At 62.5% G+C, this 22,125-nt stretch carries 16 protein-coding genes and 1 pseudogene; 5 read left to right on the top strand and 12 right to left on the bottom strand.

Going from position 1 to position 22,125, the window contains the following annotated elements:
- Positions 1–6: 6 nt before the first annotated feature.
- A pseudogene (locus tag QM600_RS23755) lies at positions 7–1,182 on the top strand (acyltransferase family protein); the annotation flags it as partial.
- 23 nt (positions 1,183–1,205) lie between these two features.
- Here the strand turns inward: QM600_RS23755 and QM600_RS29700 are convergent.
- The 4 genes from QM600_RS29700 to QM600_RS23735 all read right to left on the bottom strand — a co-directional run bounded on the left by QM600_RS29700 (position 1,206) and on the right by QM600_RS23735 (position 7,475).
- Positions 1,206–5,546 carry an alpha-(1->3)-arabinofuranosyltransferase gene (locus tag QM600_RS29700; protein WP_349307287.1) on the bottom strand — a complete coding sequence of 1,447 codons (4,341 nt, stop codon included), beginning with the start codon at positions 5,544–5,546 and terminating at the stop codon, positions 1,206–1,208.
- A 40-nt stretch (positions 5,547–5,586) separates the two neighbouring features.
- Positions 5,587–5,760, bottom strand: coding sequence for a DUF2613 domain-containing protein (locus tag QM600_RS23745; RefSeq protein ID WP_283264034.1), 174 nt, complete (start codon positions 5,758–5,760; stop codon positions 5,587–5,589).
- A 121-nt stretch (positions 5,761–5,881) separates the two neighbouring features.
- Positions 5,882–6,973, bottom strand: a complete 1,092-nt coding sequence (locus QM600_RS23740) for an isochorismate synthase (RefSeq protein WP_283264033.1) — start codon at positions 6,971–6,973, stop codon at positions 5,882–5,884.
- A 34-nt stretch (positions 6,974–7,007) separates the two neighbouring features.
- Positions 7,008–7,475 (bottom strand): universal stress protein, encoded by a 468-nt coding sequence (locus tag QM600_RS23735; RefSeq protein ID WP_283264032.1) that lies wholly within the window; start codon positions 7,473–7,475, stop codon positions 7,008–7,010.
- A 100-nt stretch (positions 7,476–7,575) separates the two neighbouring features.
- Here QM600_RS23735 and QM600_RS23730 point away from each other — a divergent pair, with 100 nt between their 5' ends.
- Together QM600_RS23730 and QM600_RS23725 are read left to right on the top strand one after the other, a co-directional pair.
- Positions 7,576–8,766, top strand: coding sequence for a glycoside hydrolase family 3 N-terminal domain-containing protein (locus QM600_RS23730; RefSeq protein WP_283264031.1), 1,191 nt, complete (start codon positions 7,576–7,578; stop codon positions 8,764–8,766).
- Positions 8,767–8,826: 60 nt separating this feature from the next.
- Complete coding sequence (locus QM600_RS23725; RefSeq protein WP_283264030.1) at positions 8,827–9,426, top strand: TetR/AcrR family transcriptional regulator; 600 nt, start codon at positions 8,827–8,829, stop codon at positions 9,424–9,426.
- A gap of 90 nt (positions 9,427–9,516) precedes the next feature.
- Here the strand turns inward: QM600_RS23725 and QM600_RS23720 are convergent, their stop codons facing one another.
- Positions 9,517–10,380, bottom strand: a complete 864-nt coding sequence (locus QM600_RS23720) for a MaoC/PaaZ C-terminal domain-containing protein (protein WP_283264038.1) — start codon at positions 10,378–10,380, stop codon at positions 9,517–9,519.
- The gene (locus QM600_RS23715) at positions 10,380–11,726 is read right to left on the bottom strand and encodes a 3-oxoacyl-ACP reductase (protein ID WP_283264029.1); all 1,347 of its coding nucleotides are present in this window, start codon (positions 11,724–11,726) and stop codon (positions 10,380–10,382) included. The genes QM600_RS23720 and QM600_RS23715 overlap by 1 nt, the downstream gene beginning before the upstream one ends.
- 131 nt (positions 11,727–11,857) lie before the next feature.
- Here QM600_RS23715 and QM600_RS23710 point away from each other — a divergent pair, with 131 nt between their 5' ends.
- Positions 11,858–13,222 (top strand): acetyl-CoA C-acetyltransferase, encoded by a 1,365-nt coding sequence (locus QM600_RS23710; RefSeq protein ID WP_502943086.1) that lies wholly within the window; start codon positions 11,858–11,860, stop codon positions 13,220–13,222.
- A 241-nt stretch (positions 13,223–13,463) separates the two neighbouring features.
- Positions 13,464–15,488, top strand: coding sequence for a VanW family protein (locus tag QM600_RS23705; RefSeq protein ID WP_502943085.1), 2,025 nt, complete (start codon positions 13,464–13,466; stop codon positions 15,486–15,488).
- 7 nt (positions 15,489–15,495) lie between these two features.
- Here QM600_RS23705 and QM600_RS23700 read toward each other — a convergent pair whose 3' ends face one another.
- From QM600_RS23700 to QM600_RS23675, 6 genes are all read right to left on the bottom strand, one after another.
- Positions 15,496–16,479 carry an LLM class F420-dependent oxidoreductase gene (locus tag QM600_RS23700; protein ID WP_283264027.1) on the bottom strand — a complete coding sequence of 328 codons (984 nt, stop codon included), beginning with the start codon at positions 16,477–16,479 and terminating at the stop codon, positions 15,496–15,498.
- An 88-nt stretch (positions 16,480–16,567) separates the two neighbouring features.
- Complete coding sequence (locus QM600_RS23695) at positions 16,568–17,056, bottom strand: hypothetical protein (RefSeq protein WP_283264026.1); 489 nt, start codon at positions 17,054–17,056, stop codon at positions 16,568–16,570.
- On the bottom strand, positions 17,053–17,280 hold the full coding sequence (locus tag QM600_RS23690) for a helix-turn-helix transcriptional regulator (RefSeq protein WP_094269875.1): 228 nt from the start codon (positions 17,278–17,280) through the stop codon (positions 17,053–17,055). The genes QM600_RS23695 and QM600_RS23690 overlap by 4 nt, the downstream gene beginning before the upstream one ends.
- A 97-nt stretch (positions 17,281–17,377) precedes the next feature.
- Positions 17,378–19,390, bottom strand: coding sequence for a YhgE/Pip domain-containing protein (locus tag QM600_RS23685; protein WP_283264025.1), 2,013 nt, complete (start codon positions 19,388–19,390; stop codon positions 17,378–17,380).
- 5 nt (positions 19,391–19,395) lie between these two features.
- Positions 19,396–20,082 carry an ATP-binding cassette domain-containing protein gene (locus QM600_RS23680; protein ID WP_283264024.1) on the bottom strand — a complete coding sequence of 229 codons (687 nt, stop codon included), beginning with the start codon at positions 20,080–20,082 and terminating at the stop codon, positions 19,396–19,398.
- A 178-nt stretch (positions 20,083–20,260) separates the two neighbouring features.
- Positions 20,261–22,096: an acyl-CoA dehydrogenase gene (locus tag QM600_RS23675; RefSeq protein ID WP_283264036.1), complete on the bottom strand. Its 1,836-nt coding sequence runs from the start codon at positions 22,094–22,096 to the stop codon at positions 20,261–20,263.
- Positions 22,097–22,125 lie beyond the last annotated feature (29 nt).

Genomic DNA, 22,125 nt, shown 5'->3' with positions numbered 1-22,125 from the left:
GACACCATGTGTGGCAGAACACTAACAGTCCACCGGCCCGGTTTGTCGCATGAGGTCATGAATTGGCCTGGCATTTTGTTTCAAGTGCCTGGCGGTTTCGGACAATGGGCCTGGAGTGCACAATTATCCGTGATGATGAGTCCCGTGAAATCTCCTCGAACCGTCCCGCCGCAGGCCCGGGGCTTCATTCCGGCTTTGGACGGTATGCGAGGTTTGGCGGCACTCGGCGTTCTTGTCACGCACGTTGCGTTCCAGACCGGTGAAGCACAGTCCGGGGCTATCGGAAGAGCTTTCGGCCGGCTTGATCTTGCCGTGGCAGTGTTCTTTGCTCTGTCCGGATTTCTGTTGTGGCGTCCGCATGCCGCTGCTGCCCGCGGAATCGGCCGGACACAAAATACGGTGAGGTATTGGATCTCGCGCGCGACACGTATTCTCCCCGCGTACTGGGTGGCAGTGACGCTCATACTTCTTTTCCTGCCCGGAGCCGGCGGCGGATACAAGGTGTGGCTCGCAAATCTCGGTCTAGTGCAAGTCTTCGTACCTTTGACGCTCACCGAGGGACTCACCCAGATGTGGAGCCTCTCGGTGGAGGTGGCGTTCTATCTGTTGCTCCCTCTTTTCGCATTTTTGTTGGTGCGTCTTCGGGGAGGTGCGGCGCGGTGGCGGATTCCGTTGCTGCTCGGGGTTTCGGGGTTGGCGTTGACGTGGTCGTTCCTGCCGGTCCCTGCCCCCGATTTCATTCATCATGACAATTGGTTGCCGGGGTATCTGCCGTGGTTCGGTGCGGGGATGGTGCTGGCGGAGTTGGCTGTCGGACCGTCGACGTGGGTGCACCGTTTGGCTCATCGCCGGTTGCTGTTGACGGGCGTGGCGCTCGTTGCATTTGTTTTGTCTTGCACTGATCTGGCGGGACCGGAGGGGCTGGTGCGTCCGGAGCCTTGGCAGTTCTCGATGAAGATCCTGCTGGGCGCGATCATCAGCCTTGCGCTGATCGCGCCGTTGGTGCTGCGGGATCTGGCGGAGCACCGATTTCTGGCGGGCACGGTGGCGTTGGCGATCGGCCGCTGGTCGTACGGACTTTTCATCTGGCATTTGGCGGTACTCAACGTGGTGTTCCCGGTATTCGGAATTGCGCCGTTCTCGGGCAGCTTCTTCTACGTTCTGGCGTTGACGTTCGTTCTGAGTGTGGCCGTGGCGTCGGCGAGTTACGCGCTGGTGGAGGAACCGGCACGTGTCTTCGTGACCCGTTGGGAAAAGCGTCGCCACAATCGTGAGCCGGCGGAGGGTGAACTGGCAAAGGGCAACGCAGCCAACGCGGTCACGACCAACGCCACCAATATCGAGAACTGAATCAGGAACGAGTCACCGACGTATCCGCTGGGCGCCCGCCAGGGTCCGGTGGAGAGCATTGTGATGCCGACCATCGCGGCGACGCCGGCAGTGCCGACCAGGACGCGGGCGGTGCGAACAGGCCCGATCTTCCGCATCAACGCCAGAGTAATCGCGGAGCAGACGACGACGATCGCGGCTCCGACTCCGCCGCCGATTACCGTGGATGCCGCCAAGACGCCTAGCCAGCCCGCAGAGACGCTATGCCAGGGCCGCGGCGGTGTCGGGGACTTCGGGGCGCGTCGAGTCGGGAGAAGTGCAGCCAGCAGCAACGGAATCAGCAGCACCAAACCACCGAAGATTCCGAGCCGGTACAAGCGGTCGCCGGGGAAATCGAGAGCGATGGTCCCGGCGGTGCCGGCGGGTACGATCCAGCCCTGCTGCCAGCCGTTCACTACGACAGGTGCCAATTCGGAACCGTCTGGCGCGGTGGCGGTCCAGCCGGTACTCGTGCTTTCCGGGTTGACGATCAACTGATCGGTGGCGGCATCATCGATGATGAGTTCGCGGTGATTCGCTGTCCAAGCCGAAGACACCAGCGCGCTTTGCTTCTGCGCAGTCAGAGGATCGGAACCGACAGTGGTGAGGTCGAGGATGTCGACCGAGAATGCCGGTCCGGGTTCGACCAACACCTCCGGTTGGCCGGCGGGAAGGAGTGCAGATGCGTTGATCCCGCAGACTGTCGCTTCGAGCGGGGCGCCGGTGCGAAGTTGCCCGGCCGTGGTGTCGATCGCTGTGGGGAACTGTTGTCCCGCAATCGTGATCGTCGGTCCGGTGCCGCAGGGCACGTTGATCTGCCGACTGTCGAGGTCGTTGTCGGATTGCGTGCCGGAACCCGCAACAGCTGTGCCGTCGCTTCCGATCACGCCTACTTCTGCCAGGCCCGTCGGTTGCACCTGGGCGAAGCCGAGGGCGTTCTGATCGAGGACCGGATCCCAGTCCGCGATACTCAGAACGATCTTGTCGGTAATGAAGGGGGACAGTGGCACTCGGCCATCGTTAACAGCGCGCACCTGAGGCCCGTTCCCGAGATTCACCGCAACACTGATCGGCAGCGACGGCAAGACGCCGAGACTGGGTGTGATGTCGAGGGCCGTGACAAGGGTAGGTTCCGGAAGTGTCAGGGTGAGAGTCGGTTTCGGGCCACCGGGTTCTGCGGTGCTCTGGGACGCGGACCAGGTGGTCCGCGGATCGCCGTCAACGGCGGCAAATGCTGATCCGCGGGTGTCGCCGATATCGCTCGAACCGGAGGCCATGATTCGGCCGGGGACGCGCAGGAGCTCTTCCAGCGCGTGACCCTGGCGCGCTCGAACCGTCAGAGCGGCTGTGACAGAAGTGTTTTCCGGGACGTTGAGGGTGCGGCTGAAACGGCTCGGTTCCTCGGGGATCGCCATGAATGCGTTGCTGCATCGCACTCGTTCAGTGCTGTTCGCGCAGGAATTTCGCCCCGGGAACTCCTGGGTCAGATTCCAGGAAGATACGGAAGAGTTGTTCGGTGTCGCTGGTAGTACGGTGTCGAAGCGAATGGGAACCGGCTTCGGCGCACTGCGATCGGCGAAGTCCTCGACGATGAGTTCGCTGATGCCGAACTGCGTTCCGACCGAGCCATTTTCGGTATGCGTTGCTGTGACCCGGAGCCACGGCGTGGTACCGACCGGGATGGAGACGGTGACGGGCTCGCCCGGCCGATCGACCTTGACCGCGGTGCTTCCGTTCGGTGTGGACACCTCGAGCCATTTGACGGGTGCGCCGATTGCAGCCGCGCTGGTAGTCAGATGGAGCAGGCCACTCGAAATGGGAGTGTCGAAGTCGATCTGCAACCACTGTCCGAGTGCACGTTCGATGCCGTTGCTGAACCAGCCGGTACCCGGATCTCCGTCGACCGTCGAAGCGGGACTGCTCGACGGTGACGTTCCGCCTAGCTGGGTGGCGTCGGACGCCGAGCTCGAGACCGTGATCGATGCGCCGCTCCACTGCCCTTCTACCAGCGACGGCCCTTCTCCCAGTGGGGTATCGGTGACGGGGTAGTCGGGAACCAGATTGTACGTGCGTCGCTGACTCTCGGGTGTCCGCAGCGCTGAGCTGTGATTGTCTACCTGACCGAAATCGGTTTCACGATCGCGGGGAGTGTCGGTCACGGTGACGGCATCGACCGGCAATCCGGCGGCTGCTGCGTCGGCGGCGAATACGACGGGACCGGTCCCGGGGAGCGTACCGCTTTCATGTAGGCGCGCAACGGATTCCGGCCCGCCTTGAACGCGCGGGACCGTATCGAGGTCTACTGCATACGGGCCGCTGACAGCGTCACTGCCATCGGGTGGGGTGACCTGGAAAATTTCGATCGGCGAGTAGCCGGGGCGCAGATCACTGTCGGCGACAAGGCCTTCGATCGGCTTCGGTGAGGCGTCATCGCCGAATTCGGCGACCTTGTTGATGCCGGGGGAGCCTTCGATCGCCTGATGGACCAGGATCGGCCGGACCGAGCGAGAGGTATCGCCGTCCAAATCGTTGCGCATGACGAGGAAGTGAATACCTTGGCCGAGAAGCGTTTGCGCGAGTCCGTCGGAAGGGCGGCCGTCGGCGATCAGGCGCTGCACGGAGTCGAGGGCACGAATCGCGCCGGGCGGGGTCAACGGGACCGAGTCTCGGACAGCCCACGGCGTCGTCGCCAATGCTTGAAGGGGCTCGTCGCGCGTCAGTCCCCACACCTGGCTGCCGAAGGGTGCTCCCGGCACGATCAGGGCGCGTTCGGCTTCGGAGCCGGGAGAGGTGTTGTCTTCCAGCCATTGTGCGGCTTCGTTCCAGTACGACGGCACTTCGGGATACGCGCCGCGAGGTGCCAGCTTGCCGGTCCAGGCCAATGCCGTCGAGAGAGTGAGCGCGACCAGGATCAGGGAGGTCAACGCAACCATCGGTTCACATTCGGGGTGGATGAAGGCACGTCGCCAACGCGCATTCGGAACAGAACCGGGCAGCGGGACTTTCGCCAACAGATGGGCGAGTCCGAGTACCAGCGGCAACCGGACCAGTGGTTCGAGCTTGTGGACATTGCGCAGGGGTGCACCAGCGGAGTCGAGGAACAGACGAACCTGATCGGAGATCGGAGAACTGAGCTCACCGACGTACCCGGCAGCCAACCCGGTGATGCCGACAAAGAGGATGAGCGTCAGTCGACCGCGGGCGGGCATGGACCGCATGGCGAGTCCGGCGAGTCCGGCCGCCGCAACCAGTCCCGTCGCGACCACGGCCGCCGGCTGAGTTACGAGAACAGCCCCGGCAATGCGTTCCGGCGACACGAACGGCGTCCAACTGTCCGTGCCCCGGAGGATCTCAGCCAGCGACGTCCACTGCGTCGTGACGCCGGCGGATTCGATGTAGTCGAGGAACGGTGGGCTGACCTTGCCGAGGAGGAGTAGCGGAACGATCCACCAGAGTGTGCCGAGAGCGACGAACAGCGCCCACCATCCGGTGAACGTCAGCCACGCGCGGTTCGGTTTGTACGAGAGCCACCAGATAACAGCGACGAGGCAGGCGGCGGCGGTAGCGACCGCGTTGATCGAGCCCATGAGGGCAACGGCAAGGCCGGATTGCGCGGCGAGTTTCCAGTAGGGCCTGCGGCCCTGTGTGCCTTTTTGGTAGTCGGCGCTACCAGAAAGGCACACAGGGCGGAACGCCAGGATCACCGGCAACAACACCCACGGCGCCAACATCATCGGCAAGGTTTCCGACGAAATCGAGCCGAGAGTTGTAAGCACGCGAGGGGACAGGACAAACGCCACCGCCGCGATAAGGCGAGAACTCCGGCTACCGACGCCCAGTGCTTCGGCGACGCGGATGATGCCCCAGAATCCGGCGATCAGCAGTAGCGCCCACCAGATGCGTTGCGTCATCCAGGGCGGAATGTGTGCGAGTTCGCCCAACGCAAAGAACGGGCCGTGCGGGAAGAAGTACCCGTAGGCCTGGTTCTGAACTTGGCCCAGTGGAGCCTGACTACTCCACTGATGTGAAGCACGTTCGAGGAAGCCGAACGGATTCTGCGTCAGGTCGTACTTGGTGTCGGCTGTGATCAGCCCGGGTGCCTGAAGAAAGGTGAGAAGAAACGCTACAACGGAGGCGCCGAACAGCCACCGTTTCGACAGGGGCTCTGCCGACGGCACCGCGTCGGCGGAAGAACGGGAACTCGCGAGGCTTGCGCTCTCAGCGGCTGCCGTACTCAACCTGGTTCAGGATGGAAGAGGGTGCGTTTCCGCTGCGGTCGATCTCGGGACGAGTGTTGTCCGCAGCTGCGGCCGTTGCGCCGAATACAGCGGCGGCACCCAGAACGATGCCGGCGACAGCGCTAACCACGCCGGGGACAAGGAACTTCGTCATCGCGGATCTCCCAATAGGTAAGTGAGTCGGTCGGCCGGGACTTACCGGTCCGTACGAACTGTTCGGGTCAAGGTATCACCCGTTCTCGAGAATTCGGACGATTGGCCCCAGTACGTGCGGATTAGTGTGTGTTTCGAACACCCAGCGCGGTGAGCAATGTCCGCAATTTTGTGGTTGTCTCGTCCAATTCGTCCTGTGGGTCCGATTCAGCGACGATCCCGCCGCCTGCGCTAGCCCAGGCAGTGAGCCCGCCGGCACTGATCTCGGCGCAGCGAATCGCAACCACCCAATCGCCGTCGCCGTCGCCGTCGCACCATCCGACAGCGCCGCCGTAGAACCGTCTCGGCTCCTCGATGTCCCGGATGACGTCCAAGGCAGCATCGGTAGGCGTTCCGCAGAGCGCGGGCGTCGGATGGAGGGCGATCGCAAGGTCGAGTGCGGAGGTGGTGGGGTTCCTCAGAATGCCGCGAATTGGGCTGGCGAGGTGCCAGACCTCATGGGTGCTGGTCAACTCGGGCGTCGTCGGCACCGAGAGGTCGGTGCACAGCGGTTCCAGAATTTCTCGAATCCATGCTGTGACAAACGCATGCTCGGCCAGGTTCTTCGTGGAATGCAGAAGGCTTGTGCCGGCGTCGCGATCAGCCTCGGGGGAGATGCCTCGCCGAGCAGTCCCAGCGAGGGGGCGGCATGTCACGACCGTTCCCCGCCGACTCACCAACACTTCGGGTGTGGCGCCCACCAGGCTGTGTCCCACGAAATCGGCTCCGGCGGCGCTCAGATCAACGGAGAAAGTGGTGGCGGCGGGATTGAGCGCAGCCATCCGGGCAGCGAGTGCTGTTGGAGAGATCGGAGATTCGGCAAGAAGTTCGACGGTCCGGGCTGAGACCACCTTGTCGAGTTCACGGTTGCGTAGACGATCGATCAGTTTTTCCACCCGCAGAAGATGCTCCGCCGACGACGGGATTTCGCGAACTGCCCGCGTGACCGGCAAGTCGCCGACGGTTGCCGGACTCCACGGACCGTTGGTGACGGCGGCTTGGGCGGGTTCGTACAGAGCAGTCGGCGCCGACGGGTCGAAGGGCAGTGCCCCGACGATCAGACGCGCAGAACCGTCCGACAACGCGTCGGCCGCTGCGCGTGCGCAGTCGAAGCTGCGTAGTACGCCGCGAGTGAGCACACTGTGATCGGGCCGAGAGAGAACAAAACCGTTCATGGTGGCTAACACATTAGTCGGACACCCGGGCGGGTCACTTACCCGGAGGGACTATCAACACCGGTCGATGACTGTGACGCAGAACATGATCCGCGACGCTGCTCTGTAACAACGAGCGCAAACCGGTGGTGCCGCGCGTGCCCGTGACGATGATGTCGACATCCAACTCGTCAGCAGTTTCGACTATCGCGGACCAGATGGCCGACGTGCATTCTGCGCTACGACCTTCCACGGTCAAACCGGCAGCCTCAGCCAATGCGACGCCCTCGGCCAGTGTGCTCTTGGCATCTGTGTACGCGATGTCCTCGACGTCGTCGTCAGGTATCCACTCGGGTTGCATCACGCCCGAGAGGCCGGACATCCGCGCAGCTTGGCGAACCATCGGTTCCCACGCGGTGACAAGAATTGCGCGATTAGTGGCAAGAAAACGCCCCGCGTAGGTGATAGCGCGTCGAGCGTTGTCGGAACCGTCGTACGCGATGAGCATCAGACCTTGTGGCATCACGAGCTCCTCGTTGGCGGGGAATCGGTTCACGTTCAGGCTACCGTCCCAAGGCGCCCGTGAGGGAGTGTATGGGCATCGGGTCCGTTACGGTCGGAGTATGCGGATCAAGTTTGCAAAAACGGCGACCACCCTTGCGCTCTGCGGAGGGTTGGTAGCGGGATGCTCGACTGACGGCGGGGACGTCGCAGCGCCCGCAACGTCGACATCTTCTACCTCGACGACCACTACATCCGAGATGGCGTCGGCACCGGTGACTTCCAGCGTTGTCCCGCCGCCGGCCACGTGTGGCAGCGATCTTCTCGCGTCCTTGTCGCTGCGGCAGAAGCTTGCGCAACTTCTTAACGTCGGTGTCACCGGAACCGCCGACGCCCGGGCGATCGTGGACAGCGAGCAGATCGGCGGCATCTTCGTCGGCAGTTGGACCGATCAGTCGATGTTGACCAACCATGAAGTACCGCAAGTAACTTCGGCGTCGAAATTACCGCTAATGGTCACGATCGACGAGGAGGGTGGCCGAGTTTCGCGGGTCGCGGACATCCTCGGGCCCGATCCGTCGGCGCGGGAAACTGCCCAGACGATGACGGTGGAACAGACGTATCAGATGGCGCTCGAGCGTGGTCGCGGACTGAAGGACCTGGGAATCACGGTCAACTACGCACCCGACGTCGACGTGAGTTCTCAGCCCGACGATTCGGTGATCGGCGATCGTTCGTACTCGGATAATCCCGAGACCGTCGTCGCCTTTGCCGGCGCTTACGCGCAGGGCATGCGTGACGCCGGTATTTTCCCGGTGATCAAACACTTCCCGGGGCATGGAAGCGCGTCCGGCGATTCGCACACCGGCGCCGTCACGACGCCGCCAATCGAGAATCTCATCGCGTCGGATCTCATTCCCTTTCGCGAGTTGGCGAACACGGGCGTCGGAGTCATGATGGGCCATCTGGAGGTTCCGGGTCTGACAGAACCGGGTGTCCCGGCCAGTATCAGCCCGGCCGCGGTTGCGTTCTTGCGTGACGGAACCGGCTACGGCGCAGCGCCGTTCACGGGACCGGTCTTCACCGATGACCTCAGCGGCATGCAGGCCATCACCGACCGATACGATATTGCCGACGCCGTACAGGCCGCGCTGGTGGCGGGCGTGGACCAGGCTTTGTGGCTGACAACCAAGGACGTGCCGCGGGTGCTCGATCATCTCGAAGACGCTGTTGCGTCGGGCGCTCTGCCGCAGTCTCGTGTTGACCAGGCAGTGGTGACGGTGGCGCAGACCAAGGCTGCAATCACCTGCTGAGTCGACGGTACATCTTACCGTAGAGTAAGATCGAAATTTACCCCTGTGGTTGGAGGAAGCATGGCCGGCGGCACAAAGCGACTGCCACGCGCGGTGCGTGAGCAGCAGATGCTCGACGCGGCCGTGGACGTGTTCTCGGACAGGGGATTTCACGAAACCTCGATGGATGCCATCGCGTCCAAAGCTGAGATCTCGAAGCCGATGCTGTACCTGTACTACGGCTCCAAAGAAGAACTCTTTGCCGCATGCATCCACCGTGAGGGTCTGCGCTTCCTCGAGGCACTTGCCCCGGCGGGCGCACCTAATCTGACACCGCGCGAGCAATTGCGCGCTGCCCTCGAAGGGTTTCTCGGATTCGTAGGGGCCAACCGCAAATCGTGGATGGTGCTCTACCGCCAGGCCGTCGGGCAGCAGGCTTTTGCGGGAACCGTGCAGTCCAGTCGGGACAGGTTGATCGAACTGACCGCGCATCTGCTCGAGTCCAGCACCAAGGATCCGGATGCTGCCCACGACTACGGGATCATCGCTATTGCGCTCGTCGGGGCGGGTGAGGCTGTTGCCGACCGTGTTGCCGGCGGCGAAATCGAAGTGGACGCTGCGGCAGATCTGCTCGAGTCCCTGGCGTGGCGCGGTCTGTCGGGCAAGAAGAAGCCTGAATAGTCCCCTCCCGAACTGAGCGAACGTACCTTCCGTCGCCTTGGATGCGCCGAAAGGTACGTTCGCTCAAATGGGGGGTGGTGAAAAACCAGCTCAGCGCAGCGTCGCAGTGACGTGCGGGTACCCCTTCTTCGGGTGGCGCAGAGCCAGATCCCAGCCGCCGTCGACGCGATCTGCGTAGGCGTTCAGTGTTGCCGGCAAGAGAATCGGCTTGCCGAAGCGCACGCTGTACGTGACCTTGTCGGCAATGGAACCTTCCACTGTCCGCAAGAGTGCCGCGGCGCTCCACATTCCGTGAGCGATGGTCTTCGGAAATCCGAAAGCCTTGGCGCCCAAGGATGAAACGTGGATGGGGTTGCGGTCTCCGGAGACCGCGGCGTACTTGCTGATCATGGTCTGGTCGACGCGGATGGTGCTCATCGGCATCGGCGGAACCTCGTCGGCCTTGGGTTCCGGTCGAACCTCACCCGACAGCGAGGTTTTTTGCTGGTTGAGGAACGACGATGTCTGTCGCCACACCAGTTCGCGCCCTACCCGAATTTCGGTGACGACGTCGATCAGCAGGCCCTTGCGATGTTCGCGCAGGTTTTCGGCGTGAACCGAGAGGTCCAGCGGTTCACTGACCGAGATGGGGCGCAGTGATTCGATGACGTTCTCGGCGTGTACGGAACCGACTGCGGGGAAGGGAAATTCCTTCGACACCATCAGTTTCATCACGGTCGGGAATGCCAACGTGAAGGGGTAGGTGATCGGCAGGGTGTCGCCGAATCGCAGGCCTGTGACACGGCAGTACGCAGCCAGGTTGTCGGTGTCTACCTTCAGTCCGGTGAGGGTGTAGACGGTCGACGGTACTGAGCGTGAGTCGGATTTGTTCCACGGCATCAGTCCCAGTACGGCTCGGGAGTAGATGTCGGCGGTCTTGGGCTGCTCGGTCAGGGCAACGGTTTTGGTAACCATCATGCGCCCAGGAGGCTCTGGCCGCAGACGCGAACAACCTGCGCCGTAACAGCATTGGAAGCCGGGCTGGCGAAGTAGGCGACGGTCTCGGCGACGTCGACGGTCTGGCCTCCCTGCAGGAGGGAGCTCATGCGACGACCGGCTTCGCGAGTGGCGAAGGGAATGGCTGCGGTCATGGCGGTTTCGATGAAGCCCGGTGCGACGGCGTTGATGGTGATGTTCTTCTTCGCCAGGACAGGAGCTTCGGCGTGAACGAGACCGATGACGCCGGCCTTGGAGGTGCCGTAGTTGGTCTGGCCGCGGTTGCCCGCGATGCCGGCGATGGAGGACACGTCGACGACGCGGCCACCCTCCTTGAGGGCGCCCTTCTCGACGAGGTGCTCGGTGATCTTCTGCGGTGCAAGAAGATTGACGTTCATGACCATGTTCCAGCGGCCCTCGTCCATGTTGGCGAGGGTCTTGTCGCGTGTGATGCCGGCGTTGTGGACGATGATGTCCGCTCCGCCGTGACGCTCGAGCAGGTGCGCAGCGAGAACCTCGGCTGCGTCGGCTGCGGTGACGTCGAGAGCCAGCGACGTGCCGCCGACTTTGTTGGCCGTAGCCGAAAGTTCTGCTCCCGCAGCGGGAATGTCGGCACAGATTACGTGTGCGCCGTCGCGGGCGAGAACCTCGGCGATGGTGGCACCGATGCCGCGGGCTGCGCCGGTCACGACGGCGACCTTGCCGTCGAGGGGCTTGTCCCAGTTGGCCGGTGCTACGGAATCTTCAGCTCCGACGACGATGACCTGGCCGTCGACAAATGCCGACTTGGCCGAAAGGAGAAAGCGCAGAGTCGATTCGACGCCCGAGAGGCCGGTGGAAGCATTCGCCGAGACGTAGACGAGCTGAGCAGTGGAGCCGCGCTTGATTTCCTTGCCGACGCTGCGAGTGAAGCCTTCGAGAGCGCGCTGCGCAACATGCTCGTCGACGCTGGACGTCTCTTCGGGCGTCGTACCGAGAACGACGACGCGAGCGGACGGTGCGAGGTTGCGGATCACGGGCTGGAAGAACTCGAACAGCTGCTCGAGTTCGGTGACCTGTGTGATTCCGGTGGCGTCGAATACCAGTCCGCCGAAGCTGGTGTCATGTGCCTGTGCGGCGGGGTAGTCGGAGAGCAGGACGCGCAACGGTTCTGCGAGTCGACCGTTGCCGCCGATGAGGACCGGTCCGGCGAGCGGGGGTTCGCCGGCCTTGTAACGGCGCAGGTTCTCAGGCCTGGGAAGGCCGGCCTTCGACGCGATGAACGCGCCTGGGGCGGATGAGAGGAACTGTGAATAGAGGTCGGGAGCTCCCTTGCTGGCTGCCACGGTCCTACCTTCTGTTGTGTTTCGGCATGTCGGGCACCGGGCGTTCGAATTGAACGCGGCGATAGACAAGTAACTTACTACTGAGTAAGAATAGTCTTCAACAGGTAATCGCACCATCCTTGGAGACGCAAGTGACCAGCAAAGCCCGTTCAAACGCAAAGCCCCGCGCGACTGGCGCCACAACCGCCGTGCCTTCCGTAGCCGCTACCAAGTCTGCAGGTCAGCGCCGCCGCGTCGCCATTGTCGGTGGCAATCGCATTCCTTTTGCCCGCTCGGACAGGGCATACGCGCAGGCATCCAACCAGGACATGTTCACCGCCACGCTCGACGGCCTGGTGAGTCGCTTCAACTTGCAGGACGAGCAGCTTGGTCTGGTCGTCGGTGGCGCCGTTCTCAAGCACAGTCGTGATTTCAATCTCATCCGCGAGTCGGTTCTCGGCAGCGCACTGAGCCCGTACACGCCGGCCTACGACCTCCAGCAGGCCTGTGGAACCGGCTTGCAGTCGATCATCGCCGTCGGCGACGCCATTTCGGTCGGCCGCATCGACTCCGGTATCGGCGGCGGTACCGACACCACGTCGGACGCCCCCATCGGCGTCAACGACCAGGCTCGTGAGTTCCTGCTCTCTCTCAACCGTGCAAAGTCGACGGGTGATCGCATCAAGCTCCTCGGCAACGTCCGTGCGGGCATGCTCGGCCTCGAGATTCCGCGCAACGGCGAACCTCGCACCGGCAAGTCGATGGGCGACCACGCTGCCATCACCGCCAAGGAATTCGGCGTCAAGCGCGAGGACCAGGACGAAATGGCCGCCGCCAGCCACAAGAACATGGCTGCTGCCTACGACCGCGGATTCTTCGACGACCTCGTCACGCCGTTCCTCGGTCTGACCCGCGACGATAACTTGCGCCCCGGTTCCACGGTGGAGAAGCTCTCCACCCTCAAGCCGGTATTCGGCACCAAGCTCGGCGACGCAACCATGACGGCCGGCAACTCGACGCCACTCACCGACGGTGCGTCGGCGGTCCTGCTCTCGACGGACGAGTGGGCTGCGGAACGCAATCTTCCGGTCCTCGCTCACCTGGTCGATTCCGAGACCGCAGCCGTCGACTACGTCCACGGCAAGGACGGTCTGTTGATGGCTCCGACGTACGCGATCCCGCGTTTGCTGGCACGCAACGGGCTCACGCTGCAGGACTTCGATTACTACGAGATCCACGAAGCATTTGCATCGGTTGTTCTCGCAACGTTGCAGGCCTTCGAGTCGGACGAGTACTGCAAGGAGCGTCTGGGTCTCGACGGCGCTCTCGGTTCGATCGATCGCAGCAAACTCAACGTCAACGGTTCGTCGTTGGCTGCAGGTCATCCGTTTGCTGCGACGGGTGGACGCATTGTGGCGTCGCTCGCAAAGATGCTCGCCGAGAAGGGTTCAGGCCGCGGCCTGATCTCGATCTGCGCAGCCGGTGGACAGGGTGTCACCGCGATCATCGAGCGGTAACGCTTGGTCGGTGAAAACTGCGCTCACCTGCAGTGATCATCGCCTTTGGAAGAGAATTCGGGGATCCGGCGGCGTGGGGTGGTCGGATCCCCGAAATCTTTCACAAATATTTTTGTTGCGGGTGTAACGCTGACGGATAGCTACCGATATTCAAGACAGCCCCGTGCTGCTGCCTGACCCCCGACCTGGCAGCAACGCGGGGCTCTCGTATGTCCCGTTAGTCTGTAAGGCAGTTGTCGGTATGCGCCGCAGCCCGGTCGATGCAGCGAGGAGTCAACGAGTGAGTGACACAGACGGTTCGCCACCCGAGGAATCAAACGGTGTGGACGGATCTGAAACAGGCTCTGACTCAACAGTGGACTCCGCAGATGTCGCAGCGGAGGAGTCCGCAGATGTCGCAGCGGAGGAGTCCGCAGATGTCGCAGCGGACTCCGCGATCGTCTCGGATGAATCGGCCAACGAGATCACGACGGTCATTCCTGTTGTTCCCGCTGACACTGTCCCCGCCGACCCGACTCAGCAGTTCGACCCGACTCCGCAGTTCGAGCCGGTGATTCGAGAACCTGAGCCCGTTCCCGAAACGCCGACGGCTCACTCACGGCCTTGGATCAAACCGGCACTGATTGTTGCCGGTATTTTTGCGATCGGTGTTCTTGCGTACGGAGTGGACGTGTTCACGTCTTCCGGAAATACGCCTCGGGGAACTCAGGTCGCGGGCATCGACATCGGTAACCGCTCGCCGGCCGATGCCGAGATCGTCCTACGGTCGGAGCTCGGACCACGACTCGTCGAACCGGTCACTGTCAGCGTCGACGGTTCTGATTCCCAGATCATTCCGGCGTCGGCTGGAATCGACGTGGACTGGTCGGCGACGTTGGCGGGCGTGAATGCGCAACCGCTCAACCCGATCACTCGGATCACGTCGTTTTTCACCTCGCGGGACGTGCCGGTTGTTTCGACGGTCGACGAGGCGGCCTTGGATGCGTCGATGACTGTTGTTGCGGCTAACAGTGACCGGGCTCCGATCGAAGGTGCGATTGTCATCGCGGACGGAAAGGCATCAGGGGTGACGCCGGTGGTGGGCCGCGCACTCGATCTTCCCGGTGCGGCCTCGACGTTCACGAGGGAATGGTCCGACGGCAATATCGTGGTCTTGCCGGTCGATGACATTCCGGTGACCGTGACGCAGGCCGGGGTTGACAGCGCTCTGAAAGATGTTGCTCAACCGGCAGTCTCCGGAGAGATCGTCGTCAATGGACGAGACGGCAAGGAAGCGAGCATCGGCGCCCCGCAGATCGGCGAGATCCTGTCGTTCATTCCCGACGGTTCGGGAGGATTGTCGCCGCAGTACAACACGGACGTGGCGATCAAGATCTTGGCGCCACAGTTGGTGTCGACGGAAGTTCAGCCCAAGGATGCTTCGATCACTCTCGCCGGCGGTAAGCCGACCGTTGTCCCGGGAGTTGTCGGTGACCTGATCAACTGGCCCGAAACCGTCAAGGACCTTCCGGTTCTCCTGAGCAGTACAGCTTCTCGGGCAACTCCGGCGGTGTACAGTCCGGTTCCGCCTGCTCTCACCACCGAGGCCGCGGAGGGTCTGGGTATCAAGGAAGTGATCAGTGAATACACCACCGGCGGCTTCGAATATGCGTCCGGTGTGAACATCGCGCTGGCCGCATCGGTCATTAACGGCGCGATAGTCAAGCCGGGAGACACGTTCTCGTTCAACGAGTTCACGGGTCCGCGCGGAGCAGCACAGGGATACGTGGAATCGGGCATCATCAACAACGGTCGCCCCGACAAAGCTGTCGGCGGTGGTATCAGCCAGCTGGCGACGACGCTCTACAACGCCACCTATTTTGCCGGGATGGACGACGTCGCCCACACCGAGCACAGCTACTACATCTCGCGGTACCCGGCGGCGCGTGAGGCAACGATCTTCGACGGAGCCATCGATCTGCAGTTCCGCAATCCTTCGAAGACCGGCGTGATGATCGAAACCATCACGACGTCTTCGCAAGTGACGGTTCGGATCTGGGGAACCAAGACCGTCGACGTGGAGTCGATTACCGGTCCGCGTACGTCACCTACGTCACCGAACACCGTGGTGTTGCCCAAGGGGCCGGGGTGTGTGCCGTCCAGTGGCGCGCCCGGATTTACGACGAGCGATACTCGTGTGATCACCGATCACGCCACCGGCGCGGAGATTTCCCGGAACACTCGCACCGTCAAATACGATCCGGTTCCGATCGTGAAGTGCGAGTAGGAAACTGCTACTTACCGACTAGTGGCCCGAGCGTGCGGCCCGCAAGGTCCACGATGCCCGGCTCGTCGCCATTGGTGATGAGGTTGATGACGATGCCGTCGATACCGTGGTCGAGGATGCGGGTCTGAACCTGCTCGGCGACGTCGTCGGGGCTGCCGACGAAGTGGCGTTCGGTTGCCTTGGCGACTACGTCCGCCGGTGCGGTGGCGATGTCGAGGCCGCGTTCGGCCATGAATGAGGCCTGCTGCGCACGGGCCTTGTCGCCGTCCTCGTCGATCATCATGAAGGTGAGGAAGCTGGTTTCGAGGGTGGCGCGGTCGCGTCCCACCTCGTCGCATCGGGCCGCGAGGGCTTCCATCTTGCGGGGCAGTTCGGACGGATCACAGATGATGTTGAGGTGGTCCGCGAAGCGCGCAGCCAAACCGAAGGTCTTCTTCTCACCGCCACCGCCGAGCATGATCGGTAGATCGTCGCGCACCCGCGGCTCGTTGATGGCTTCCTTGACGTGGTACCACTTGCCGTCGAAGGTGGGGCGTTGTCCGCGGAGCATCGGTTCGATGATCTGCAGGGCTTCGTCGAGTTTCTGGAAGCGTTCGGTGAAGGTGCCGAACTCGTATCCGAAGGAGTTGTGCTCGAGTTCGAACCAGCCCGCGCCGATGCCGAGAATGGCGCGCCCGCCGCTCACCACGTCGAGAGTGGTGACCGTTTTCGCGAGCATCGGCGGGTTGCGGTAGGTATTGCCCGTGACCAGCGCGGACAGCTGAATCGAGTCGGTCGCCGTCGCCAGTGCGGAGAGGGCTGAGTAGGCCTCGAGCATCGGGGCGTCGGGGGCACCGATTCCGGGGAGTTGGTAGAAGTGATCCATGACGAAGGCGGTGTCGAAACCTGCGGCTTCGGCTTCGCGGGCCTGCGCTATGACGGTGGGAAACAGGTCCTTGACCGATCCGCCGTAGCTGAAATTGGGCATCTGGTATCCGAGGCGTGTGCTCACCGGTTCGACGGTACTCGCGATCCCGTGACCTGGCACGACTTTACCAACTCTATGGATTCTGTTGTCCCACCCGAACTTCGAGGTGAGCTCAGAGGACTTCCTCGGCCGCTTCGCGTCGCTTGCTGCGCAGTTGGTGAAGTTTGACGCCCACGATCGCCAGTCCGCCGCCGACAATTCCGCCAACAAGCGCGCCGACCCAGGTGGACGAATCTTGATAGGAATCGAACTTGAGTCGCGCCATGATGCCCACTGCAGCTACGAGATACAGGACGATGCTGATCACGACTCGCGGTCGGTTGTAGTTGGACAGGGCATACACATCGACGTTGAGGCTGTTTGCGTAGACGATAGTGATCACCGAGCCGAGTAGTGCGGTGATCAACAGTGCCAGTGAAATCCAGGCTCCGGTCCGGCCGGCGACCCAGGGGAGAACTGCCGAGCCGACGAAGACTGCCCACAGGATGCTTTGTAAGCCCACTGCAGACGCTTCGTTCCAGACGTCGCGTTGGCGTTCGTCGCGATAGAAGTCGTCGTCCAAATCTCCGACGAATCGCATTGCCTTCATCATGGTGCTCATGCTGACTCCTCGACATGTTCCGGTAGCGGAAAGAGTGTTTCGACGGTTGTGCCCAGCGCGGAAGCCAGGCGTAGTGCCAGGTAGACGCTGGGCGCGTAGTCGCCACGTTCGACAGAGACGATGCTCTGCCGACTCACCTGCCCGGCCGTGGCGAGCTGCGCCTGCGTGAGTCCGACAAGGCGTCGGTGCTCACGCACTCGGTTGTCTCCGGCTTTCCCAGGCATGAGAAAAGTAAAGTTTACTTGTCATTTTTTGTCAAGGCGGCCTGATCGTGAAGGATTTCGCTCGCTGAGCGGACAAAATCCTTCACAATCGGAACCCTTAAACCTCGATCGGGGGGTGCAACCTGTCCATCGTCCACTGCCGATTACGCCGAGCGGCAAGGGAACTGGCTGCCAGGGACGCAACCAGCAGTCCACTGAGTACCGCTATAGACACCCAGAGTCTCGAGTCGATGCCGCCGACGGTGAGTTGCCGCAATCCGTTGACTGCGTAGGTCATGGGGTCGAAGGGGTGGATTATCTGGAACGGTTTTGCGGTGGTTTCCACCGGATAGATGCCGCCCGCCGAAACCAGTTGTAGCATCAGGAATGCCAGGGTGACGACGCGTCCGACGGACACTCCGAAGATCGCGTTGAATGCTTGGATCAAGGCCATGTAGGTGGCAGTGATCAAGATCAGGAAGCCGACGGTACCCGCGGTGTGCGTGGGGTGTAGCCCCACGGCGAAATGCACGACCAAGTACATGACGAGCACCTGGCAGATGCCGATCAACAGTGCCGGCCAGTACGACGCGAGAACGACGCGCAGCGCTCCCAACCCGTTGGCGATGGGCCGGTTCTGCAGCGGTTTGAGGAGCATCCAGGTGATGATGCCGCCGACGAAGAGTGCGAGGGGCAGGAAGAACGGGGCAAAGCCCGTACCGAAAGTGCTGGCTCGGTTCTCGTAGGTTTCCTGCAATTCGACGGGGCTGGAGAGTGTTTGGGCTGTGGCGGTTCGCTGCTGGTCGGTCCAACTGGGGATCTGTCCGGCGCCTTCGGTCAGCTTGCTTGCCAGTTCGGCGGAACCGGCCTGCAACTGTTGGGTGCCGTCGGAGAGTTTGGCTGCGCCGGTAGAAAGTTCGATGCTACCGTCGGTGAGTTGAACCAGGCCGCTGCTGAGAGTTTGAGCTCCGGCATTGACTTCTTGGCCACCGTCGCGGAGTTGGACGAGTCCGTTGCGTAGTTCTCCGCTGCCGCCCACTGCAGCGTTCAAACCGGCGCGGAAGGTACTCGACGGATCGCCGAGTTGGTAGGCGAGTTGCTGTGCGCCACCTTTGAGTTCGGCAAGTTGCCCCATCGTGGCCTCGCCGAACCCTTGGTTGCGGAGGATGTCCTGCGCGGGAGCCAGGGCGTTGGCGATCTGCTGGGAGAGTGGATCGGGGTTCATTCGTAGGGTGGCCACCGCTTGGTTGACCAACTCAGTTGCCTGAGCTTGTGTGTTGCCCAGAACGCTGAGCTGGTCGACAACTTGGGTGACACCACCGCTGAGTTGTGTTGCACCGTCTCCCAGTTGGCCGGCGCCTAGATTGAGCTGGCCCAATCCGTCTGTCAGGGCGAGGATTCCGCCGGTGGCGGTGTCAATTCCTGCCGAGAGCTGAGCAGTGCCACCGGCCAGGGTGGCGGCGCCGTCTCTGGCAGTAACCATGTTGTCGGCCAAAGTCTTGGAACCACTGGCAAGTTGGCCTGCTCCGTCATTGGCCGTCGTCATTCCGGTCGAGAGTTGTTGGGCACCGTCGGCGGCCTGTTTCAACCCGGCACCGGCGTCGGTGAGTCCGAGAAGCACCGTTTCGACTGACTGGGCGCCGATCGTGGCACCTACCTGATTGAGGATCTGCTGGGCAGCATTTTGGCCGATGATGGTGCCGAGATAGTTGTTCACGTCGTTGAATGCGAACTGCAGCTGAGCTTTATGTGGATTGTCGGTTGTCGGGGACGCTACGGCTTCGCTGAAGTTCTCGGGCAGGGTCAGAGAGAAATAGTAGGTGCCGTCCGAAACGCCTTGTGCTGCTTCCGTAGGGGAGACGAGGTGCAGGTCAAGTTCGCCGGAGTCCCTGAGCGCCCGGCTTACCTCGTCGCCGGCATTGAGTTTCTGGCCTTGGACCATGGCGCCGCGGTCGATGTTTACCAAGGCAACCGGGACCTTGTTGACCTCACCGAACGGATTCCAGAACGCCCACAAGTACATTGCTCCGTAGAGAAGCGGCATCAGGATGATGGTGACGAGTGCGATTCGGGGCATGGCTCCCCGGGAGAACCGCTTGAGTTCGGTTCCGAGTGACATTCCTGCGAGCATCGCGGTTACCTCGCCCCTTCTTGCTCGGGATTGGTGACATCTTCGAGCAGCGTGACGGATTCGGCGGGCGATCCGTCGGGAAGCGGGTTCACGGTGGAGCAGATGATGGTCTGGTGCTGCCCCAAGTCGGCGAGGCGTTCCACCAGATAGGCGCGCTCGGAATCGCGCCGGACCTGTTCGAGGTCATCGATGACGAGTACCGCCGGCTTCTTGGTGTTCGCGACGGCGATGCGCAGCAGGGTGGCTTCGAGTTCGCCGAGTTCGCTGACGTATTGGCCGAGTCTGGGCAGTGGATGATCACCGAACACCAGAGTGCACACTGCGGAGAGTTCCGGCTTGCCGGCGCGGCCGATCAGCTTGTACCAGGGGGCGTCCCAACGGATCTGCTCGGTGATGAGGTCGCGAACGGTGACGGATTCTGCCAATTCGTCGATACCCTCGAAACCGGCGATGGAGCAGATTTCGAAGATGTCACGAGGGCGGGTGCGTCCGAATACGTTGAGGGACCCCGAAGTTGCTTTCAGGCGTCCACTGAGCGCGAGTAGAAGAGATGTGCGTCCGGAACCGCTCGACCCTTCGATGACGGTGACTCCGCCCGCTGTGATATCGAGATTGATCGGACCGAACACCGGGCCCCAAGGGCCGTCCAGCGTCAAGTCTCGTGCCACTAATGCCAAGTCTGGAGCGGTCACAGCGTTCACCTCGTCTGTCGGATTCGGCAACTTCGGTTCAGCCAACCACAATCAGCGAGAAACGCGCCGATCGTGAAGGATTTCACTCGCTCAGCGAGCGAAATCCTTCACGATCAGGAGACAGAACAGGTCCGGCCGCCGAGGTGAACCTCGGCGGCCGGACCTGTTCTGCAGAAACTCAGAACGCAGCTTCGTCGATCTCCATGATGTCGTTGTCCGTGTTCGCGATGATCTCGCGTGACGCGGTGAGCTCGGGCAGGACGTTCTTGGAGAAGAAGGACGCGATGGCGACCTTGCCCTCGTAGAACGCCTTGTCCTTGTCGGATGCTCCGTTGTCGAGAGCTGCGAGCGCAACCTCCGACTGGCGAAGCAGCTGCCAGCCGATGACCAGGTCGCCGACGGCCATCAGGAAACGCACGGAGCCGAGGCCGACCTTGTACAGCTCGGACGGCTGCTCCTGGGCACCCATGAGGAACCCGGTGAGCGTGGCAGCCATGGCCTGGACGTCTTCGAGAGCTGTGGCGAGCAGTGCGCGCTCCGCCTTGAGACGGCCGTTGCCGGCTTCGCTGTCGATGAAGGTCTTGACCTGTCCGGCAACGTGAGCGAGTGCGACGCCGCGGTCACGCGCGATCTTGCGGAAGAAGAAGTCCTGCGCCTGGATGGCGGTGGTGCCTTCGTACAGCGAGTCGATCTTGGAGTCGCGGATGTACTGCTCGATCGGGTAGTCCTGCAGGAAGCCGGAGCCGCCGAGGGTCTGCAGGCTGTCCGTCAGATACTGGTACGCACGCTCCGAGCCGACGCCCTTGACGATGGGGAGCAACAGGTCATTGACGCGGAACGCAGTGTCCTTGTCGGCACCCGAGACGTGCTGGGCGACAACCTCGTCCTGGTGTGCTGCGGTGTAGAGGTATACAGCGCGCAGGCCTTCGGCGTATGCCTTCTGCATTGCGAGGCTGCGACGCACGTCGGGGTGGTGCGTGATGGTGACGCGCGGTGCGGCCTTGTTGCTCATCTGGGTCAGATCGGCGCCCTGGACGCGCTGCTTGGCGTAGTCGAGGGCATTGAGGTAACCGGTGGAGAGCGTGGAGATTGCCTTGGTGCCCACCATCATTCGGGCGTGCTCGATGACGTCGAACATCTGCGCGATGCCGTTGTGGACGTCGCCGACCAGCCAGCCCTGCGCGGGGATTCCGTGGCCACCGAAGGTGAGCTCACAGGTGGTGGAAGCCTTGAGGCCCATCTTGTGCTCGACGTTGGTGACAAAGACGCCGTTGCGCTCGCCGAGCGTGTCGGTCTCGAAGTCGAAGTGCGTCTTCGGGACGAAGAACAGGCTCAGGCCCTTGGTGCCCGGTCCGGCGCCTTCGGGGCGAGCGAGAACGAGGTGGAAGATGTTCTCGAACAGGTCGTCCGAGGTTGCGGAGGTGATGAAGCGCTTCACACCCTCGATGTGCCAGGAGCCGTCGTCCTGCGCGATGGCTTTGGTGCGGCCGGCGCCGACGTCGGAACCCGCGTCGGGCTCGGTGAGGACCATGGTGGCGCCCCATCCGCGTTCGACGGCGGTGGCTGCCCACTTCTTCTGCTCTTCGGTGCCGTTGTTGAACATCACGTCGGCGAAGGAGGGGCCGGCCTGGTACATAAAGGCCGCAGGCTGTGCGCCGAGCATCATTTCCGCGATGGCCCAGACGATCGTGCGGGGGACTGGTACGCCGCCGATCTCTTCACTCAGGCCCATGCGGAACCATTCGGCGTCCCACATGGCTCTGAAGGACTTCTTGAACGACTCGGGCAGAGCCGCCTCGTGGGTCTCGGGGTCGAAGACAGGCGGGTTGCGGTCGGCGTCGGCAAATGCCTCGCCAAGCGGTCCCTCGGCCAGACGCGCGACCTCGGCCAGCATGTTGCGGACGGTGTCGGCATCCAGATCGCTCCAAGCGCCTTCGCCCAGTAGCTTTTCAAGTCCGAGCACCTCGAAGAGGTTGAACTCGAGGTCTCGAACGTTGCTCTTGTAATGGCCCATGTCTTCTGCTTCTCCCAGTGAGGTGGTGC

Origin of the sequence: Rhodococcus sp. IEGM 1379 (assembly GCF_030056815.1) — a bacterium.
In the GTDB taxonomy this organism is placed as follows: Bacteria; Actinomycetota; Actinomycetes; order Mycobacteriales; family Mycobacteriaceae; genus Rhodococcus_F.
Note: the sequence above shows the minus strand (reverse complement) of the source record. Positions and strands in the feature narration are given on the sequence as shown.

What these genes read in the sequence shown, in the direction of transcription:
- QM600_RS23745 (WP_283264034.1), bottom strand. Translation starts at nt 5,760, where the DNA reads ATGACGAAGTTCCTTGTCCCCGGCGTGGTTAGCGCTGTCGCCGGCATC.
- QM600_RS23740 (WP_283264033.1), bottom strand. Translation starts at nt 6,973, where the DNA reads ATGAACGGTTTTGTTCTCTCTCGGCCCGATCACAGTGTGCTCACTCGC.
- QM600_RS23735 (WP_283264032.1), bottom strand. Translation starts at nt 7,475, where the DNA reads ATGCCACAAGGTCTGATGCTCATCGCGTACGACGGTTCCGACAACGCT.
- QM600_RS23730 (WP_283264031.1), top strand. Translation starts at nt 7,576, where the DNA reads ATGCGGATCAAGTTTGCAAAAACGGCGACCACCCTTGCGCTCTGCGGA.
- QM600_RS23725 (WP_283264030.1), top strand. Translation starts at nt 8,827, where the DNA reads ATGGCCGGCGGCACAAAGCGACTGCCACGCGCGGTGCGTGAGCAGCAG.
- QM600_RS23720 (WP_283264038.1), bottom strand. Translation starts at nt 10,380, where the DNA reads ATGGTTACCAAAACCGTTGCCCTGACCGAGCAGCCCAAGACCGCCGAC.
- QM600_RS23705 (WP_502943085.1), top strand. Translation starts at nt 13,464, where the DNA reads ATGCGCCGCAGCCCGGTCGATGCAGCGAGGAGTCAACGAGTGAGTGAC.
- QM600_RS23695 (WP_283264026.1), bottom strand. Translation starts at nt 17,056, where the DNA reads ATGAGCACCATGATGAAGGCAATGCGATTCGTCGGAGATTTGGACGAC.
- QM600_RS23690 (WP_094269875.1), bottom strand. Translation starts at nt 17,280, where the DNA reads ATGCCTGGGAAAGCCGGAGACAACCGAGTGCGTGAGCACCGACGCCTT.
- QM600_RS23685 (WP_283264025.1), bottom strand. Translation starts at nt 19,390, where the DNA reads ATGCTCGCAGGAATGTCACTCGGAACCGAACTCAAGCGGTTCTCCCGG.
- QM600_RS23675 (WP_283264036.1), bottom strand. Translation starts at nt 22,096, where the DNA reads ATGGGCCATTACAAGAGCAACGTTCGAGACCTCGAGTTCAACCTCTTC.